Here is a 16,081-nt window from a genome sequence, read left to right as displayed (position 1 = left end):
GGTATTAAACTGAACATAAGAAGGCTATTTCTGCTTTTAGTAGAATAGCCTCATATGTTTTTTGAGTACTTAATTGATAGGGACGTTATGAATACTATGGACACTCAGCAAGTACCGCCCTCGATTTGGCAACAGATGATTCAGCAGAATTTTTTATCTTTGTATGATTTGCCAGAAGACAGGATAACTGACCCTGAATATTTTCAGGGTTATGATTTTGTCTTTGAATTTTCTAATGCGACGGTCTATCTTATTGTCAATGATGTCGTTATGCAGGCAAGGAAGCAAGACATTGATAGTACTCAAGTTCGTACATGGAGAAAAGAGGTTGTCAATCAGCTTATCAAGCAACATGCTCAGCTTTACCTTAAAAACGATAAAGCCATCGTTAATAAAAGTGAAGCAGCATCTAATGAACCCGTTTATTTTATCGGTTTAACCTCACTTTCAGTACAACATCAAGACAGTTCTCAAATTGATCAGCAAAACAAGTATTCAGAAACGCCATCCCATGCGGTTGGTTATGAGTATGGCAGTCAGTTTTTCGCTGAAGATTGTGTATTAGATTTGGACGACGAAGAAAGCGTTTTACAAGTGTTTAGCTATCAAAATTTTTCTGAGATATTAAAGCAATTAGTAACGCCAAGTGACTTGACTGCATTTTTAGATTTTCATCGCCGTCAGCTGACTGGGTTTGAGATATTTGAAGATGAATCGACTTTGCTTACTCAATTTCTACAAGCGCCAGATTTTCATCAAAGGGCGATTGAGGTGCAAGAGCAGCTGGTTAATTATGAATTGATAGAGCAGATTGAACCGCGTTTGCTAAGAGCGGCAGAGCCTGAGCAAACTGAGTTTGCTGCAGCACTGATGGCAGAGATTCAAAAGAATACTCGGATGTGGTACAAGCTTTTTAATAGTTTAATCAAAAGTTGTTATGAAGCGGGTACGCCATTACCAAAAGAGCAAGTTGATATTTTGGTAGATGAATCCATGTACACTTATGCGTGTTTAATAGAAAAAATATTGGCGCATAGAACGATTGCTCAAGAATCACGCTGGACAGGTTATGTGCGCCACGAGCACTCTTATAACGTATTTGGTCGCCATTATTTAATAGTATTTTATGCGCAAGATGAAAAAAACTCATTAAGTGCAGACAAGGTTCGTGCTGCTCACCAAGATTTACTATTTGAGCTCAATGCCCAAATGCAGCAGCCCGTTATGCAAGAGCTGTTTTTAATTGGTGTGGATGTTAGGCCTTGTGAAGACAGCGTGAATACCGAAGTACATCTTGATGCCTTCCATCAGCATGGATCGCTTATAGATGCGAATACGCAGCGTTTATACCAACAACTGGCTCAGTTGAGAGCTCAATCATAACCTAGCTTTGAGACTTAATTTTGATGGCTAGTTTCGATACTTAATCTCGATACCTAGTTTCTTTCGATACCTAGTTTTAGATAAATCGCTGATTTGATGCTTTACTTATATTTTTACGACTCACATTGGCATTCATTATGACGCAGCAATATCAAGTTTTAGCCCGCAAATACCGGCCCAAAAACTTTCACGAGTTGATAGGGCAATCACACGTCTCACAAGCATTGATTAATGCGATTGATTATAATCGTCTGCATCATGCCTATCTATTTACCGGTACGCGCGGTGTCGGTAAGACAACTATCGCCCGTATCTTATCTAAATGTCTAAACTGTGATACTGGTATTACCAGCACGCCGTGTGGCGTGTGTGATAATTGCGTGGCGATTGATCAAGGACGTTTTATTGATCTGATTGAGATTGATGCGGCTTCTCGTACCAAAGTTGAGGACACGCGCGAGCTACTTGATAACGTGCCGTATACGCCAAGCCAAGGTCGTTATAAAGTGTACCTGATTGATGAAGTGCATATGCTGTCGACACACAGTTTTAATGCCCTCCTTAAAACCTTGGAAGAGCCGCCTGAGCATGTCAAGTTCCTACTAGCAACTACGGATCCTCAAAAGCTGCCTATCACTATTATCTCTCGCTGTTTACAGTTCGTACTGCGTCCTTTATCGCAAAGCTTACTCAGTGAGCATCTAGCCAATGTTTTAACCCAAGAGCAAGTAGGCTATACGCAGCCTGCACTTTGGCAATTGGCCAGTGCGGCGAAAGGGTCGGTACGTGATGCCTTATCGTTGACCGATCAAGCAATTGCTTTTGGTCAAGGTGCGCTTGATGATGTGACCGTCAATGCGATGCTTGGCTTGATTGATGCGGCCGACTTAGTAAGCTTAATTACAGATATCTATCATCATGATAAACCTGCCGTCGCTGCCCATATTGAGCAGATGCGCGCGCAAATGGTCGATGCCAGCAGTATGTTTGATGGACTCGCTGAGCTATTACATCAGCTGGCATTGACCCAACTGCTACCTGAGGTTGCTCTCAACGTCAATGAAGTGCAAGCACAACATATCAATAAGCTTGCGCAGCATATGAGCCCTGATGTATTACAGCTTTATTATGAAATCGTGGTGCAAGCACGTGAAGGCGTCAAGCTTGCCAGTACGCCAATGCAAGCGCTTGAGATGTGTATTTTACGTCTTTTGGCTTTTCGCCCCTTACCGGTTGATGAAATCTTAACCAACATACCTGATAGCACTATACCGACTATAGAGACAGCATCTCCGACTGTTGCCTCCAATACAGAGTCGTTAACCGCTGTTGAGTACCCAGTATCAATACCATCACCGATATCAGAGTCAGTGCCGGTGCTACAAGAAGACGATATTGATTATCGTAGTGATGTTGATGCTACTGTTGATATCGAGCAACAAAGTTCAAATTATGATATTAGTGAAGTAAACGAATACGATAGTTACTACGATCATAATGAGCTGGAACTACTAAGTAATAACGTTAGCCCTGAGCCCATTGTTGAGCCTGAACCTGTTATTGAGCCTGAACCTGTTATTGAGCCTGAACCTGTTATTGAGCCTGAACCTGTTATTGAGCCTGAACCTGTTATTGAGCCTGAACCTGTTATTGAGCCTGAACCTGTTATTGAGCCTGAACCTGTTATTGAGCCTGAACCTGTTATTGAGCCTGAACCTGTTATTGAGCCTGAACCTGTTATTGAGCCTGAACCTGTTATTGAGCCTGAACCTGTTATTGAGCCTGAACCTGTTATTGAGCCTGAACCTGTTATTGAGCCTGATGCAAATGATTCTCAGTTATTAAGCCAGCCTGATGATCCGCGTACCCTGCTGCGTTGTTCACCGCAAGAATTGACCGGTGAGTGGACGCCAGAAAAATGGGACTATTGGCTACAAACCGCTCGTGAAGCCGGTAGTTTGGCTCAAGATGAATTGGCACTTGCGCGTCAAGGTATGATGACAGGGAGCTGTAATGAGAAGGCGGTCTTTGTCACTGCGGTTGATAGTAAGCATTTACAAGCGACCTTTGAGCAGCTAGCAGCAACATTGCACGCGCAGTTTACTCAAGCAGAAATCAGTTTGCAAATAGATGGCAGCATCATGCAAGCCGATGATAAAACGCCTGAGCGTCGCCAACAAAAACGCCTCATACAAGCAAAAACGGTGGCAGAGTCAAGATTGCTCAATACGCCAGTCATGCAGTATTTAACCGAGCGCGGCGAAGGGAAAATGGGCAAAGTTCAGTTATATTAAACAATCAGAAAATTAATTATTAATATTTTACAAAAACCAGACTATTAGTAAGCGCATTGCACATATTGAAATATCAAGGTGAAATTGCTTTATCACCTTGATATTTTTGGTTTTATTACATGATAAGTCGCTTTAGTTGACCATAATAGTTATATTTAAAAACTGTAAAATTCTTTGTAATCAGATATAATGGTTAAGTTATATTAACAATTATAAAGTAGCTTAGGTGAGAATATGTTAGATAATTTACGTGGTATGGCCGTGTTTGCCAGTGTGGTCGGACACGGCTCTTTTAGTGGTTCAGCTCGCGAACTGGGTATTACCACCAGTGCTGTCAGTCAGCAAATACGCTCTTTAGAAAACGAGCTCGGTGTGGTGTTATTACATCGCTCAACCCGTAAGCTAAGCTTAACAGAAGCGGGTGCAAGCTTTTATGAGGCGGCCAAAGACGTCGTTAGCGCAGCAGAGCAAGGTCGAATTAAAGTCAATCAACTACGTGATGAGCTGGCAGGTAGTTTGCGTATTGCAACGACACCTGAGCTGGGTGTACATCATATTTTGCCAGCTTTATCTACTTGGATGTCAGCGCATGACGACCTCAGTATCACTTATTTTGCAGACAATAATTATATTGATATGATTGATGAGCGTATCGATATTGCGGTACGTATGAGCCCCAATATCAACGACTCAACTTTGAGTAATCATCCCTTATCTGATGTGCGTCAAATGTTGGTCGCTTCACCACAATATTTACGTCAGCACAAAAAGATTGAAACCCCGAAAGATTTGGCAGACCATCAGCTGATCTGCATTGATATCATGAAAGATGCGAATCATGTTGAGCTTACTCAGACTGAGACTGGTAAAAAAACACGTATCAAAATGAACTCACGTATCCATACCAATAATGTCTTTATGGCAATGACCATCGCCAAAGAGGGTCATGGAATCCTTAGAATGATGGAAATGGATGTTAAAAAAGAGCTGGAATCTGGTAATTTGGTCGAAGTTTTGACCGGCTACCAAATGCCAAGCTTTGTGCTGTATGCTGTTACCTTAAACCGTGAGCAACAGCCTGCAAAAATCACTCGCTGCTTAGAGGTATTAAAGAAATACTTTCATGCAAACTAAAGCTTGATCTATTTAAGCGCCAATGCAGCTGACTGATTAGTAACAAGAAAAAATCCTATAGATAATGTATATCTATAGGATTTTTTTAGGCGTGTGTTTTAACGGCTGTTATTTGAATATCATTTTATAACAATGGTTTAGAACGATGGTTTTAATAAGTCAACAAGGCGCTCGACCACTTGTGAGCTTTCATCACGGCTAATATTGAGCGTTGGTAGCAAACGAATCACATGACCGCCAGTGACGTTGATGATGAGTTTCTGTTCATCACGGGCACGATCAACCAATTTGCTACAGTCCATATCCTTGGGTAGTACAATCCCAATCATCATCCCAGCACCGCGGCTACTGACCCCATATTCTCCAAAAGCATCAACCATACTCTCGCGGATAAATTGTCCTTCACTGACAGCATTGTTCATGATATCGCTGTTCGCTAATACTTCATATACGCTATGTACCACGCGGCTGGCTAATGGCGTGCCACCATAGGTTGAGCCATGACTACCAGCACCGAACAAGCCGTTAGCGCGACCACGTACCATACAAGCCCCTACTGGGAAACCATTACCTAAGCCTTTGGCCGTCGTCAATACATCAGGGCGAGCATTACTATGCTGATAAGCGAAATATTTACCAGTGCGTCCATTACCGGTTTGCACCTCATCCAGCATAAATAACCAATTATGGGTATCGCATATTGCTTGTAGCTGTTCAAGGTAAGTAAAGCCGTTAGCCGCCGTATTAAGACCGCCTTCACCTTGAATAGGCTCTACAAAGATAGCGCAAATATCTTCATGGTCATGAGCTGCCTGTTCAATCGCTGCAATATCACCAAAAGGAACACGAATAAAATCTTCATCTAAGGTATAAAAGCCTTCGCGCGCCTTAGGGTTGGCTGTGGCGGATAAGGTCAATAGCGTACGACCGTGGAAAGATTGCTCCATGACAATCACTTTCGGGCGCTTAAAACCCTGCTGATACGCGTATAGCCGTGCCAATTTTAGTGCTGCTTCGTTTGCTTCAGCGCCACTATTAGCAAAAAACACACTGTCCATTTGCGCCGCATTACATAAGGCTTCACCAGCACGCTCTTGCCAATCGATACCAAATAAATTACTGGTATGAACCAAAGTTGCCGCCTGCTGCTGGATAGCATCTGTGACTTGTGGATGACAATGGCCTAAGCCGCATACCGCGATACCAGTCAGTGCATCTAAATAGGGGGTATCATCTTTGGTATAAAGCCAACTTCCTGAACCTCGTGTAAAGCTGATTGGTTGACGATTATAAGTGGGCATCAGGTAAGTAGCAGACATGTACAACATCCTTGAAATAATAAAGTGGTTAAAGGTAGGGGTTATAGCTCATCAGAAAACGGCGTAGATTCGGCAGGTAAAGTATAATCTTCGTTTGCCCATGCGCCTAGATCAATAAGCTTACAGCGATGACTACAAAAAGGCTTATATTTATTGTCTTGCCATGCAGTCTGAGTGCCACAGCGCGGACAAGGATAGGTTTTGGGTGAAGTGTTGGTGCTGGGAGTAAGTTCAGTCATAATAAAAGTAAGTATATCCTTGGTATTATCAAAATAGGTTAGCAAAAAAGAAAGTATTTATAATTATAATAAGCGACAAATAAGAGTCAGTATTGTGTGTCTATTCTAAAATTATTGCTATAGCGAACAGCTTTGCAGTGCCATTTGTCGATGGATAATCACTGTCCTTGTATTACTATTGGACTGCATTGACTATATAATAGCATGTGGTCGAATAATGACAAATGACAAATACTTTAAGGGTAGTACATGACTGACAATCTCGAGCTTTCACATCAGCAAAAGCGTGCATTTCAACCACAAAGACTCTCAGCGCCACGCAATTTTACGCTGCCAGAAGGGTTGGATAAAAGTGAAGTGCCTTTAGTATTAGAGATTGGTGCAGGGAAGGGCAAGCATGCGCTTAGCTTTGTGCAGCAAAATCCTGATAAGCATCTTATTGCTATTGAGCGCACTCGCAATAAGTTTGACGCCTTTACTAAGTTGGCGGCGCAGCAAAAATCAAGCAATTTAGATGCTATTCATGCTGATGCTATTGCATGGATTGTACATGCGATTGCGCCCAACAGTATCGACAGCATTTTTATACTGTATCCCAATCCTGAGCAGCATAACCCCAATCAGCAATGGTTAAACATGCCTTTTTTTGAATTTTTGCTTTCTCGTTTGAAAGTAGGCGGGGAAGTAATATTGGCAACTAACATAGAAGCATATATGGATAACGCTGAACAGCAAGCGCACGAGGCTTGGTGTCTACCGAACATACGCCGTAAAGTCAAAAGTGACAGTCAACGTACCCATTTTGAAGTTAAATATTTAGCGCGCCAAGAAACCTGCTGGCAGCTTACCATGCGCAAGCCTAAAGGCTACCAAACCAGATTTGATAGCTGGACTATAGATAATCTAAAACCTATAGAGATATAGCCTAAGCAAAAATTAAAGAGCAATACTCAAAAGTAGATAAAGTTAAAAGCAAACTAATACACGCACCTAGAAAAAATAAAATAGCCTAAGCAATAAAAATGAATAGACAAAAAAACCGCCACAAAAGGGCGGTCCAAAAAGTAAGCAAATTTTTACATTACAAGAAAGGCTTTACTAATGTATTAGAGTCAGTATGCGCATCAAGTACCGTCAAAAAGGTATAGGCGCCAATAAATTTTCGACTGATAAACATAAACTCCTTTGGCGGAAGATTAAACTCAAAAGATTGCATAGCGCGTGAGGCATCATTTGAAAGGCGGGTATGTAATTTACTATTTGCCCAAATATAGCGCTGCTGTTCGTCCAAACAATCAGCAGGGATATCAGGGTTTAGTGCAGGATCACTAAAAGGTTCTGTAGCAAGCAAAAACAATGAGGCGATATCAGAGCGTACTTTATCGCTCATAGTATCGAAAAAATCATAACCTGTCATTGCCAACATCATTGCCTGATGGTCATGACGATACCCTGCTCGTAATAGACCATGAGCAATCGTTAGTAGATTATTATCAAACTGACGAATAGCACCAAAATCTAATAAGACCAGTTTATCTATCTCATTTTTATCATGACTGACACGAACGAGGTAGTTGCCAAAGTTTGGATCCGTCTGCATTTCGCCCCAAACAAAAATTTCTCGTATCATGATCTCGATGGCAGCCTGACCGATAGCATTACGGCTTTCATGAGGTAATAATTGTAACGCTTCAGAAACGACGCTAATACCGGGTTCATAAGACATACATAGCAAGCGTTTGGTTGAGTAATTACGATTAATTTTGGGAACGATATAGCGTGGATCATCAAGCAAACGTTCATAGAAACGCTCAGTAGTGGCCGCTTCTGCTTCGTAATCAACTTCATGATGGAGTAGGTCACGTATCTCTTCAAACCAAGCATCGAGTGAGCGTGTTTGAGGAACAATATTGCTGACCTTTAATAAACGCTTAAATAAAGCAAGATCAGAATTAATAGCATCAGCCACACCCGGATATTGAATTTTCAATACTACCTGTTCACCAGTTGCAAGCACTGTGGCACGATGAACTTGGGCGAGGGATGCTGTACCAATAGGAACGGGATCAACCTCAAGTTCATGCAATTTATTACCCAATAACTGGCGTAATGTCAGCTCAATTTTTGGCCATGCTAATGTAGCTGTATCATCATTGAGCGTTTGCAGCGCTCGCGTGATTTCAGGTGGCAAGATATGCTCACCATAAATCGCCAGCATTTGACCAATTTTCACCACTGAACCTTTTAGCTTACCCAGCTCTTCTGCCAAGTAATTCGCCTGTTCTTCCATAAAAATTTGGTTACGTGCCGTACGGGCTTCTTTATTTAAGAACATACCAGACACGCTATTACCTGCCCAACGACGACCAATATTCAATGAGGTTTTGGCAATCGACATCCGACGCTCAAATCCTGAAGTTTTTAGGTTATCGATTGATTGCTTGGTATTAGATTGCTTATTATTAAGAGGTCTAGAGGTATCATTTGCCATAATATAATCATTCATCCGGTTGGTATTGATTTGTGGGTTTAATACCTACAATACAAGGGAGATGCGACACACTGGTACAAAATTGTACCATATAAAAGGGAGGTAGGTTGATGAGGCTTAGTTGACCGCAGTTACTTACTTTGTCAATTCAAGTACGATTTCTCAAATAATCATTACTTACTGATCTTATCTAGTATAAATTATGCTCTACTAGAACTTATACTCCAATATAGTCAGTTCAATATAAAAAATATACGTTAAAAATAGCGTCATGCTGGGATAGATTTTCCTCGCTTGCTGTGCACTTCACACTCCAGAGGCTTCGCAAAATTTATCCCAGCAGCACTGTATTCTTTTTAAATTGAATCGAATATATGATGGCCTTTATTCTAATACGCAGTACTTTATCATTTTTAAACTGGTTGGCTGATATTAAAAGTGATAGATCAAAAAAAATACGACCTAGCATCACACTAGGTCGAATAATTAGACAAAAATTATGAGCATTTCAATATTAAGCGGAACCATGTTGTTCATAGTCATGTTGTTCATAGTATCGCTTATCACACAGTTTATAACGTGCTGAGTATTAAGTATTTTCGCGAGCAATGGCATGATGTCCAATATCACGGCGATACTGTGCACCATCAAAACTAATCGCAGCGGTTACAGCCAGTGCTGCTTGCTGCGCTCCTGAAATAGTATCTGCTAGCGCAGTGACACATAATACGCGTCCACCATCAGTAATAATTTCTTTTTTACTATGAGTCGTTACATCAGGATTAATATTGTCCAACTCAGCATGACTAAAGGCAGTACCTGCATGGAAAACTTTTACAGCATTAACGCCTTGGTTATCAAGTGCTGGTAAACCAGAAATGACATCACCTTTAGAAGACGTTTCAGGATAGCCTTTTGAGGCGATGACAATACCAAGAGCAGGGCGCGCGTCCCAGTTGGCTTCACCAGGTAGATTACCTGCCAGCCCTTGAGCGACCAAATCTACCATCGATGATTTTAAACGCATTAGAATTGGCTGGGTTTCAGGATCGCCAAAACGGCAGTTGAATTCAATCACATACGGATCACCAGCATCATCAATCATTAAGCCCGCATATAAAAATCCAGTATAAGGATGACCGGCAGCTTTCATCGCATCAACGACTGGCTGAATGACTTGTGCCATTACTTTATCATGCACCTCTTGAGTGACTACTGGGGCAGGCGAATAAGCACCCATGCCGCCAGTGTTAGGTCCGGTATCACCTTCAAACGCACGTTTATGATCTTGGCTGGTTGCCATAGGCAAGATGTGTTCACCATCTACCATACAAATAAAGCTGGCTTCTTCGCCTTGCAGAAACTGCTCAATGACCACGCGACTTCCGGCATCGCCAAACTTATTGTCCGCAAGCATATCGTCAATCGCTTCATACGCCTGTTCGATAGTCTCAGCTACGATGACACCTTTACCAGCAGCAAGTCCGTCAGCTTTAATAACAATGGGAGCGCCTTGCTCGTCAACGTATGCTTTCGCACTTTCTACATCAGTAAAACCTTGATAGGCAGCAGTTGGAATATGGTTTTGTTCCATAAACTCTTTAGCAAAGGTTTTTGAACCTTCTAACTGCGCACAATATGCGGTTGGACCCCATGCTTTGATGCCAGCTTCGCGGCAAGCATCAACAATACCCGTAACGAGTGGCGCTTCAGGACCAACGATAACCATATCAATAGCGTTATTTTGGCAAAATTCAATGACCGCACTATGCTCACTAGCATCCGCTGCAATTTCTAAAATGACGTTTTGACACTTAGGCTCAAGAGCAGTACCAGCGTTACCGGGAGCGACATAGACCTGTTGTACTTTGTCATCTTTCGCACACTGCCATGCCAATGCGTGTTCACGACCACCTGAGCCAATCACCAAAATATTCATCATACGTCTTGCCCTTAGCATTAATTATTAGTAGCGAGTCAATAAAGCACTGTTAAACATAATGTCGTATTCTAACAAAAAAGCTGCATCGATTGCCATGAGTATCAGCCTGCTAGTAAGTATTCTCAAACAATAATAGAAGAACGGGTCATCACCTGAAATATTGTCTCATTAGTAAAGGTTATCGACTTGGTGCTGATTCATAAAATGATTGTGCTATTGCTAGATGAGTAGGTGCGTTACACTTTAGCAGACAAGCGCTGTCACTATCATAAGCTGTCACTGTCATAAACAGTATCCTAATCAGTCGCTTGCCAGCATAAGAACATATAAAATCACGGAATAATAAAACGCGAGTCATATAGCACTAACCGTTAATACGATTATATAACCCTAAGTAAGAAACAAACTTATAAAAAAGGACAATAAAAGCTATGCCAAACTCCCTAAATATTACAGAAGAGCGCATTAGCCAAATAAGCGATATTGCCACCAGTTATGTGCAAAAGGATAAATCGCTGCTTGACCATTTCATTCATAGTTATTACCAATCGTTGCATAAAGAAATGGCTGATGCGATCAGCGATGCAGACCTAGCAGGGATGGCACTACATCATTTTACGCTACTTAAAGCCTATGATGGCAGTAGTCCACAGTTGGCTATTTTAAACCCAATTGCCGAGGAGCAACATTTTCATAGCTCGCATACGGTTATTCAAATGGTGGCATATGATCGCCCTTTTCTAGTAGATACACTGCTGATGACGCTTGAAACGCAGGGTATTGATGTACATCGTACTTATAACATCATCGTTAGCGTTCAACGCGATGATGACAATAGCATCACTCACATCGAAAGCGCTCACGAAAGCGCCACCTCTCATTTGTCTTTAATCCAGTGTGAAATTGCTTACCAAGATAATGATAAGTTAGCGGCATTACAGCAAGTGCTACTAGATAAAGTAGATACACTCGACACGGTGGTTGGTGACTGGGGAAAAATGCAGGAACGCCTCAGTGAAATTAAAGATGAATTATCAAAAAAACCACTGCCAGAAGTTTTTTATTCACGCCAAGAAATTCAAGCCTTTTTAGATTGGATGACCGATGAGCACTTTATTTTCTTAGGGTTTCGTGAATACCGTTTAGAAGTTAAAGAGAGCGAAAAAGAATCTGATTTAAAGCTGTTTTCGATTGGTAATAGCGGTCTTGGTCTGCTACGCGGTGGCGAACAAGATGCACTGTCAAAGAGTTTTGACGAGTTACCTAGCAATCTTAAGAAGCTATTAACTGAGCCGCGAGTATTAACGCTCTCTAAATCAAGCCGTGTATCACCCGTACATCATTCAGTATATATGGATTTTTTGGGTATTCATAAGTTTGATGACCATGGTAATTTGGTCGGTGAGTATCGATTTATTGGGTTGTTTACGCCCCAAGCGTATCAGCTAAGCGTACAGCAAATACCGTTACTGCGTGAAAAAGCCAATAAAATCATGGCGATGGCAGAATTACCACGCGATGGTCATGCCTATCATAAAATGATGCATGTGATTAATAGCTTACCGCGTGATGATTTATTTCAAGCCAGCGTCGAAGAGTTATATCCCATCGTCTCTGGTATTACTCAATTACAAGACAAAAAAAGCCTGCGTTTATTTAGCCGCATTGACCACTATCAACGCTTTGTTTCCTGCTTGGTTTATATTCCGCGCGATAAATTCAATACTGAGCTGCGTATCAAAGTACAAAATGTGCTTAAAGAGGCTTATGGCGGTACATCATCTGGCTTTACTACCGAATTCAATGAGTCCGAGCACGCCCGCGTCCATGTCCACGTAAGAACAGAGCCTGGTCATGTTAATGCGGTCGATAACAGCACTCTTGAAACCGAGCTATCAGCACTGATGCAATCATGGGGCGATAACTATCAAAAGATGCTGTTGGATAATGTGGGTGAGCAGCAAGCCAATGCCTTAATGCGCAAATTCTTAAGTTATATTCCCGCCGCCTATCAAGAGCGTTTTGATGCGAGAACGGCCGTCGAAGATACCAAGCGTTTGGCGAATTTGACCGATGAGCAGCCGATACTTTGGCATTTATACCAATCTACAGGAGACGCCAGTAATCAGTTGCATCTAAAGCTATATGGCCGTCAGCAGCCGGTTATTTTATCTAAAGTATTGCCAGTATTAGAAAATTTCGGCGTTTCGGTGGTTTCAGCACAAACCTATGAGTTTGATTTGCCTGAACAAGCCATTTGGATGCAAGAGTATGAACTGACTTTGGAGCATGTTGATACAATCGATATGCAAGTGGTACGCGGTCAGTTTGAAGACAGTCTTAAACAAATCTGGGCTGGTAATGTTGAGAGCGATAGCTTTAACGAGTTGATATTAACCACCAAACTTGATACTTATGAAGTCGTTGTACTACGCGCATTATCAAGTTATATGCGCCAAGCACGCGCGCCATTCTCGAATGTTTACATTCAACAGACGGTGGTAAAAAATAGCGACATTAGCGTGTTATTAGCGGATTTATTCGACACACGCATGAATCCTAAATATAGCGACCCTGACAGCAAAGAGCGTTCAGAAAAAACAGCGAAAATTAGAGAGCAAATAACGACTGCGTTAGCGGCTGTCGATAGCTTAGATGAAGACCGTATTTTACGCTGGTACTTGGACTTAATTAACGCCATGGTGCGTACTAACTTTTATCAAAGAGACGCGGATGGTCAGCGCAAAGACCGATTATCATTTAAGTTTTTAGCGGCAGATATCCCTAACTTGCCTAAACCCAAACCTATGTTTGAAATATTCGTTTACTCACCGCGTGTTGAAGCGGTGCATCTACGTGGTGGCAAAGTCGCTCGTGGTGGTCTGCGTTGGTCAGATCGTATGGAAGATTTCCGTACCGAAGTACTCGGACTGGTCAAAGCGCAAATGGTCAAAAACGCCGTGATTGTACCGGTTGGCTCAAAAGGTGGCTTTATTGTTAAGACCAAAACCATGGCTGATGGACGCGAAGCATTCCAAGCTGAGGGTATTGCTTGCTATCAAGCGTTCCTACGCGGCATGCTCGATGTGACTGATAACATCGTTGATGGTAATATTGTCCCGCCAGCCAATACCGTGCGTCATGATGAAGATGACCCATATTTAGTGGTTGCCGCCGATAAAGGTACGGCAAGTTTTTCTGATATTGCCAATGCCTTATCTGCTGAATATAACTTTTGGCTTGATGATGCCTTTGCATCAGGCGGCTCAGTCGGTTATGACCATAAAGCGATGGGTATTACGGCACGCGGTGGTTGGGAGTCGGTCAAACGCCATTTCCGGATGCGTGGCATGGATATCCAAGCAAGTGATGAATTCACAGTCGTTGGTATCGGTGATATGAGCGGTGACGTATTCGGTAATGGTATGCTACGCTCACGTCATACCAAGCTGGTTGCCGCCTTTAATCATTTGCATATATTTATTGATCCAAACCCTGACGCTGAGACTTCTTATATCGAGCGTGAGCGCTTATTTAATCTACCACGGTCAACATGGGATGACTATGAAAAGTCACTGATTAGCCAAGGCGGTGGTATATTTGCGCGGACGGAAAAAACCATCGCCATCAGTCCTGAGATGAAAGCGCTGTTTGATATCAGCGATGATAGCTTAGCGCCCAATGATTTTATCAGCGCCTTATTGCGTGCACCGGTTGATTTAATTTGGAATGGTGGTATCGGTACTTATGTGAAGAGCGCCAATGAAAGCCACGCTGATGTCGGCGACCGTGCCAATGATGCAGTGCGCGTTAACGGTGGTGAGCTACGTACGGCAGTGGTCGGTGAGGGCGGTAACTTGGGCTTTACCCAGCAAGGGCGTATTGAATACGCGCAAACGGGCGGCCGTATCTATACCGATGCTATTGATAACTCAGGCGGCGTTAACTGTTCAGATCATGAAGTTAATATCAAAATCCTACTTGGTAAAGTGGTCGAACAAGGTGATATGACCCTAAAACAGCGTAACGAGCTGTTAGAGAGTATGACCGATACCGTGGCAGAATTAGTATTACGTCAAAACTATCTGCAACCACAAGCGATTGAGCTGAGTCATATTCGCGCAGCGGCAAATTTAAGTGATCATCAGCGTTTTATTCAACTGTTAGAAAGCGAGCAACGTCTGGATCGCGCGATTGAATATCTACCATCAGATGAAGAAATTTCCAAACGTCAGAAAACAAATACTGGCTTGACCAATCCAGAGCTGGCCGTTGTCATGGCTTACGGCAAGATGTGGGTTTATGATAATTTGTTATTATCTGACGTACCCGATGCTCCTTACTTTATCAATGAGCTGCGTCAGTACTTCCCAGATGAATTGGCATCCCGCTTCTTTGAAGAGATGACTGAGCATCGTTTGCACCGCGAAATTATCAGCACTTATTTAACCAACAATGTCGTCAATCGCTTAGGTATCGAGGCGTTATTCCGTCTGACCGAGGAAACAGTGCAGTCGCTGGCGACTATCATTCGTGCCTATGCCATTGTGCGTGATGTCTTTAATGTCTCAAAAGCATGGGAGCTGCTTGAATCACTTGATAATAAAGTGGATGCGACGCTGCTGCTTAATCTTGAGCTGCGTCTGCGTGATGCGCTTGCACATGGCGTAGTCTGGTTTATCAACGCCTTTGGACAAGACTTGCAAGTCGCCGATATGATTAGCCGCTTTGGAGATAGTGTCGAGCAATTAACCAAGTCAGGCGGATTTATCGAGCAGCAGTTCGCCGGTTACTTACAAGAGGATAAGGTACGTTTAAGTAGCACTGGTCTGACGGATATCGATGCAGCGCTATTTGCCATGTTGCCTTATCATGTTGACGCCCTAGATGCAGCACTACTTTCTGAGCAATATGAGCGCCCTGTCGATGAGATTGCCACCCTATACTTTGAGGCCTATAAAGTCTTGCAGTTAGATTGGATGATGGAAAATATTGCCACATTGCCGCAGCAAGATCACTGGGATCGCCGCGCGCGTCATGCACTGGTGAATGAAGTCACTCGCAATCTGCGTTTACTAATGGATGCGCTATTATCACAGCCTGACTCTAAGCAAGCATTTAATGACTGGAAATCGCGTCATGAAGATCAGCTTGAATCGGTAACGGCTGAGATGGAAAAACTTGATAACAATCTTGATAACGATGATGAGAATACTATCAGCTTATCAACATTATCTGTCTTGATGAGTGAGCTTAGCGGATTAGTTACTAAATAATTA

At 42.5% G+C, this 16,081-nt stretch carries 9 protein-coding genes; 5 read left to right on the top strand and 4 right to left on the bottom strand.

Annotated features, from left to right (window positions below):
* Positions 1 to 87 precede the first annotated feature (87 nt).
* The 3 genes from EPB74_RS02080 to EPB74_RS02070 all read left to right on the top strand — a co-directional run bounded on the left by EPB74_RS02080 (position 88) and on the right by EPB74_RS02070 (position 4,811).
* On the top strand, positions 88 to 1,383 hold the full coding sequence (locus EPB74_RS02080) for a hypothetical protein (protein WP_274902497.1): 1,296 nt from the start codon (positions 88 to 90) through the stop codon (positions 1,381 to 1,383).
* 137 nt (positions 1,384 to 1,520) lie between these two features.
* The gene (dnaX, locus tag EPB74_RS02075) at positions 1,521 to 3,677 is read left to right on the top strand and encodes a DNA polymerase III subunit gamma/tau (RefSeq protein WP_274902495.1); all 2,157 of its coding nucleotides are present in this window, start codon (positions 1,521 to 1,523) and stop codon (positions 3,675 to 3,677) included.
* Positions 3,678 to 3,911: 234 nt separating this feature from the next.
* Positions 3,912 to 4,811, top strand: a complete 900-nt coding sequence (locus EPB74_RS02070; protein WP_079691717.1) for a LysR family transcriptional regulator — start codon at positions 3,912 to 3,914, stop codon at positions 4,809 to 4,811.
* 137 nt (positions 4,812 to 4,948) lie between these two features.
* On the opposite strand, the gene EPB74_RS02065 is transcribed toward EPB74_RS02070, so the two are convergent.
* Positions 4,949 to 6,130, bottom strand: coding sequence for an aspartate aminotransferase family protein (locus EPB74_RS02065; RefSeq protein ID WP_274902494.1), 1,182 nt, complete (start codon positions 6,128 to 6,130; stop codon positions 4,949 to 4,951).
* Between the two features lie 41 nt (positions 6,131 to 6,171).
* Positions 6,172 to 6,369 carry a DNA gyrase inhibitor YacG gene (locus EPB74_RS02060; protein ID WP_274902492.1) on the bottom strand — a complete coding sequence of 66 codons (198 nt, stop codon included), beginning with the start codon at positions 6,367 to 6,369 and terminating at the stop codon, positions 6,172 to 6,174.
* Positions 6,370 to 6,618: 249 nt separating this feature from the next.
* Between EPB74_RS02060 and EPB74_RS02055 the strand changes: the two genes are divergently transcribed.
* Positions 6,619 to 7,293, top strand: coding sequence for a DUF938 domain-containing protein (locus tag EPB74_RS02055; protein WP_274902491.1), 675 nt, complete (start codon positions 6,619 to 6,621; stop codon positions 7,291 to 7,293).
* 157 nt (positions 7,294 to 7,450) lie between these two features.
* Here EPB74_RS02055 and EPB74_RS02050 read toward each other — a convergent pair whose 3' ends face one another.
* Entirely contained in the window at positions 7,451 to 8,860 is a 1,410-nt protein-coding gene (locus tag EPB74_RS02050; protein WP_274902490.1) for an ABC1 kinase family protein, read from the bottom strand.
* A gap of 589 nt (positions 8,861 to 9,449) precedes the next feature.
* The gene (gene purD, locus EPB74_RS02045) at positions 9,450 to 10,799 is read right to left on the bottom strand and encodes a phosphoribosylamine--glycine ligase (RefSeq protein ID WP_274902669.1); all 1,350 of its coding nucleotides are present in this window, start codon (positions 10,797 to 10,799) and stop codon (positions 9,450 to 9,452) included.
* Positions 10,800 to 11,233: 434 nt separating this feature from the next.
* Here purD and EPB74_RS02040 point away from each other — a divergent pair, with 434 nt between their 5' ends.
* Positions 11,234 to 16,078, top strand: a complete 4,845-nt coding sequence (locus tag EPB74_RS02040) for an NAD-glutamate dehydrogenase (protein ID WP_274902488.1) — start codon at positions 11,234 to 11,236, stop codon at positions 16,076 to 16,078.
* The last annotated feature ends 3 nt before the right edge of the window (positions 16,079 to 16,081 follow it).

The organism is Psychrobacter sp. DAB_AL62B (assembly GCF_028895345.1).
In the GTDB taxonomy this organism is placed as follows: Bacteria; Pseudomonadota; Gammaproteobacteria; order Pseudomonadales; family Moraxellaceae; genus Psychrobacter.
Note: the sequence above shows the minus strand (reverse complement) of the source record. Positions and strands in the feature narration are given on the sequence as shown.